Source organism: Xanthomonas floridensis, assembly GCF_001642575.1.
In the GTDB taxonomy this organism is placed as follows: domain Bacteria; phylum Pseudomonadota; class Gammaproteobacteria; order Xanthomonadales; family Xanthomonadaceae; genus Xanthomonas; species Xanthomonas floridensis.
On sequence record NZ_LXNG01000042.1, the window covers coordinates 1 to 3979 of the forward strand.

Below are 3979 nucleotides of genomic sequence, written 5' to 3' on the forward strand. Positions count from 1 at the left end.
TCCGGTCGAGCACACCGGCCTTGGCCCAACGGTTCATGCGTGTATAGACCGTGTGCCAGTTGCCAAAGCGCTTGGGCAGGCCCCGCCATTTGCAGCCATGCTCTGCGACGTAAAGGATGGCGTTGACCATCTGCAGGTTGGTCATGCTGACATTGCCGCGCTGCGCAGGTAAGCAATGTTCAATGAGGGCAAATTGTGCGGGCGTGATCTCCATGCCAGATAGTTTAATCGCTTATCTCATTAGTGTTAACACGCCCTAGTTAGACTTGCCGATGGACTAGGCCTCAAGCCGTCCGATCTGCTGGCTGCGGCTGGGCTATAGGTTGAGTAAACTCGGGAGGGGCTGCGGCAACTTCTAAGGTAGAGCACAGCTGGCCCGTACGCTGTTAACGATGCCTCCGGGCAAATATCGTCTATATTTTGCGCACGGGCGTGCCGTGGGAACCTGTGTGTGGAGCTAGACTATGGTAGCGTCATGACCAGCTGGCGCTGGTTGCATGATCGGAAGGCCTCCGGTACGTGGCATCGTCTGCATCAGGGATTGCTGGAGCTACATTGCGACCAAAAGCTGGATCTGGGCCGAGCAGGTCTGGGTGCTGCCAGTGTGGCCACCCACGGTCGGCGCCAAACCCGTCGCAACGGCGCCCCTTTGGTGCATCCACTTGGCGTTGCCCTCGCTTGCCTGCGCTATCGCCTGCTTACGGCTTATTCCTGAATTTTTTAGCTGCTCTTAGGCTTGCCCGGTGGTAGTGGATCTATCTTCGCTTCCGGCAAGGCCCCAAGCTGCGCCAACTGATCCCTTGAGCCGCGGTAAAACTCGTAGAATTGCGCCCACTTGCTGAAGCCGCCCAGTTCTCCGACGGCGCGGATCATCGCGACGTGGGATGCCGTTAGCAAGGCGACTTGGGATTCGAGCTCGGCAATGCGCACATCGCGATCCGCCAATGCGCTGGCGGCGGCGACACCAGATAGCTTGCCCGGCCTGCCACGCCAACGGCGGAACTCTGCTTGCCGCTCTTGGTACTTGGCCAGGAGGCTGCTGCGATCTTTGCTGCGAGTGATTGATGACGCGGCATTGATGCGCGGATGCAAGCGTGCAACTGCTCGCGCCGTGATGTCCTCGTCGCGGGCGAGCAGGTCGTCCAACACTTGGCGCATCTCGGTGTCAGCAACGAGATCGGATGCGGATTGTTCCAAGCTGTCGTTATCCATCCATTACTCCCTTGTAGCGAGGAAGAGAGAGGTCGGGGCCATGGGGGAATGGCTTTTCGCCCTGCTGGGTAGCCAGGAGCGTTCGCACACCGTCGAGCCGGATCTTCGCATGTTGAATCTGGTTGGTGCGGCCGATGCTCCTTGATGGTCTAGCTTCCGCGGTCTCGACCGCTGCAACCAGCTTGAGTTCGAGCGTTTGCAGATGCCGGCGATTCTCAGGCAAGTTGGTCGCCGAAAGGTGGCGACAGCCCGAGAAGCATTCCAGATGCTTCGGACATGGGTCGACGGTAAAACTGTTCAAGCAGTGTCCGTAAGGAGTCGCATGAAAGCCGTCGGCTTCGACCTTCAGAAACTCGAACGCGGCGGTATCGCCCTCACTGATCTGGATCTGTTTGAACGCCTCTATGATCGGGCCGCTGGCCTTGCCGGATTGGATCATCTTCGCAACAGTGCTGGCCTTCTCGCCAAGCGCCCTTTCTATTTCGGCAGGCAGTTCAAGTTGATCCAGCTCTTCCGCCAGGCTGCGATGATCGTATTCGTAGCTTTGGGCCACGCTGCGGCGATTGAAGCGCTTGGAAATGATGGTATCCGCAACGCTCAGGCGGAAGAGCTCGGTATTTTGAAGATGGCGCAGGGTGTGGGAGGTGAGCACTAAGGATTTGTCGGCTTCGGTTTGCCCATAGCGCTCAAACAATGTGACGGCGCCTTTTTGATCGCCAAGTGCTTGGCTTACCAAAGTGGTATCCGGGCGGCCTACAGCAACGTACCTGCTGATATCGCAAATACCGTCATTGCGCTCCTCAGCCAAGGAGCGCTTCGGGTGAAGGAAAATAAACTCCCAGGAATTAAAGCTGCGATCAGTCAGGCTGAAAAGGTCGGTATCGGGCAGTTTCGAAGCGCCTGCGATACGAAGGTGATCTTCGAGATCTCCGATCTTTACAAAGACATTGCTCAGATCACGCACGCCCTTAAACGAGATAGCAGTGCCACCAGCATTTTTTAGTGCCAATGAGGGACCATTTCCGTCAGTTGCAGTCATCCGGCGGAAGTACATGCGAGCGGTCGCGCTCATTTGACCGGAGGAATTAGCACTTATTTGTTCCTGCGCCTTCTGGAGATCGTTGAAGCACTCGGCCGAGTAATTTTGACGGCACTTTTGGATCCAAGACTGCTTTTGCCCCTCATTCATATCTAATCCAGAACGCGTTTCCAGTGAGGCGAGTGTAAATTTGCGTGATAGGGACCAGCTCACTGAGCGCAAAGTCTGGCAAAACGCGCCCTGTTTCAGTCTGCTTCCTCAGCGTGTTCCGTAGCGGGTTAGTGATTGCCGCAGCACGGGCCATGGTCTCACTCACGATCTCCTCGAACATCTGGGGAACGTAGTGAGTCTTGTCGATGAGCACCTTGCTGTCGGCGTTTTTTGCCTGCTGCTTTTCGGCGAAGTGCCGGATCATGAGCGATTGGGAGTATCCGCCTAACTCCCCGGCGGGCCGCCGACTTGAGGCGTAGTAGTGCCGATCGGTGCGCCATTCGGCGGGGAGAAGTGTGGCCTCTCCGATTCGAAATCCCGTCAAAATCATGATGCGAATGGCTGCAAAGCGCAGTTCATTCATGAAGGTCAAAGGTTGCTCGGTCATGACGATCCTGACAAGCTCCCAGAATGCGCGACGTTCCGGCAGGCATTCAGCGCGCTTCCGATCTTCCAGGTTGTCCCGAATCTCTGCAGTAGAGTTGAGAAACTTTGAACGTCGAGTGGTTCGTGATTGGAGGCGTGTAGCGGCGAGGGCAGAGTAGAGCGGTCCTGCGTCGGCCAAGTGGTTCGTATCAAATAAAACCTTGATCAGCCCCGCGATCAAATCGCCAAGCTTGCCCGATGCCTGAATGCTGTTGCCGGTACGTACGGAAACAGCTATCTCGTCCACGGTGACGTTCCACGGTTCAATGTCTGCCGCACACGTAGCGATCACCCGCAAGGGTCGCGCGACGTTGCTGGCGACGTGACCGAACGAGTTTCGACGAACAAACAGCTGGTCCATAACCACAGCTTTGATGAGGTCCTGCCAAGCGGTCGACAGCGTTCTGTGGGGTAGGGGGGACTGACCGCTGGAGACGCGCATGGCATTGAGAGCATCGAGTGCCGAACCATCCGAGCTGAAGTGGCGCAAGCGATGTTTGGGAGCGACGCCTCCTGCTAGCGCAGTCAGGTCCCATTCGTGCCCTTTAATTGCTGTTCCACTCTGGTCCAGCGGAATTTCCCAGGAAACTCCGTGCGCTGCGGCCAACTCCTTTCCCAGCTGGATGAAAGCTAAGAAATGAGGATTCAAGACGGCGTACCTTCGAGCTCAGCGACCACTGTCTGAACCTCAGCGATCGTTCGTTCGAGCTGTAGATAGGCCGGCGAAGCTGCGTCGCCACGAGATGAGTCATGGAAGAAACGCGCCACACCGCGAAAATCGGCTAAAACTTTAGAATGCATCTGAATGTCGTGAATCGGCATGAACTTTCTGCAGCCGTAGCAGGACAATATTGGGTTGTAGGGGCATATAGCCTGCCCGGATGTGCACCCACCGATTCCGGCGATCGGCACACCATGTGGCGCCCCGCCGATCTGCTGGGACTCTTTCAATTGAGCGAGTTCATCTAGGGAAGGTCTGAACAACTCCATCTGATACTGCCACAATGGATCAACGAACCGAGCGGACGATCTCGATGCAGCTGAGCTTTGGCGACGCGGAGTACAACGGCAAGCGCAAGCAGACACGGCGCG

Annotated in this window: 5 protein-coding genes and 1 pseudogene; 1 reads left to right on the plus strand and 5 read right to left on the minus strand. The window is 56.7% G+C overall.

The features are described from left to right. Positions 1 to 214: transposase (locus A7D17_RS18110; protein ID WP_153041977.1), on the minus strand; the 214-nt coding region annotated here is incomplete at its 3' end. Between the two features lie 194 nt (positions 215 to 408). On the opposite strand from A7D17_RS18110, the pseudogene A7D17_RS24970 reads away from it, so the two are divergent. After that, a pseudogene (locus A7D17_RS24970) lies at positions 409 to 613 on the plus strand (IS5/IS1182 family transposase); the annotation flags it as partial. Between the two features lie 107 nt (positions 614 to 720). Here A7D17_RS24970 and A7D17_RS18115 read toward each other — a convergent pair. Genes A7D17_RS18115 through A7D17_RS24715 form a run of 4 tightly spaced genes read right to left on the minus strand, consistent with a single transcriptional unit; the run spans position 721 to position 3709 of the window. After that, positions 721 to 1212 (minus strand): hypothetical protein, encoded by a 492-nt coding sequence (locus A7D17_RS18115; protein WP_064510375.1) that lies wholly within the window; start codon positions 1210 to 1212, stop codon positions 721 to 723. Next, positions 1205 to 2401 carry a hypothetical protein gene (locus A7D17_RS24975; RefSeq protein ID WP_239692246.1) on the minus strand — a complete coding sequence of 399 codons (1197 nt, stop codon included), beginning with the start codon at positions 2399 to 2401 and terminating at the stop codon, positions 1205 to 1207. The genes A7D17_RS18115 and A7D17_RS24975 overlap by 8 nt, the downstream gene beginning before the upstream one ends. Continuing rightward, positions 2394 to 3536 (minus strand): hypothetical protein, encoded by a 1143-nt coding sequence (locus A7D17_RS24980; RefSeq protein WP_239692247.1) that lies wholly within the window; start codon positions 3534 to 3536, stop codon positions 2394 to 2396. Before A7D17_RS24980 ends, A7D17_RS24975 begins: the two co-directional genes overlap by 8 nt. Beyond that, entirely contained in the window at positions 3533 to 3709 is a 177-nt protein-coding gene (locus A7D17_RS24715) for a hypothetical protein (RefSeq protein WP_204377369.1), read from the minus strand. Before A7D17_RS24715 ends, A7D17_RS24980 begins: the two co-directional genes overlap by 4 nt. Positions 3710 to 3979: the final 270 nt, after the last annotated feature.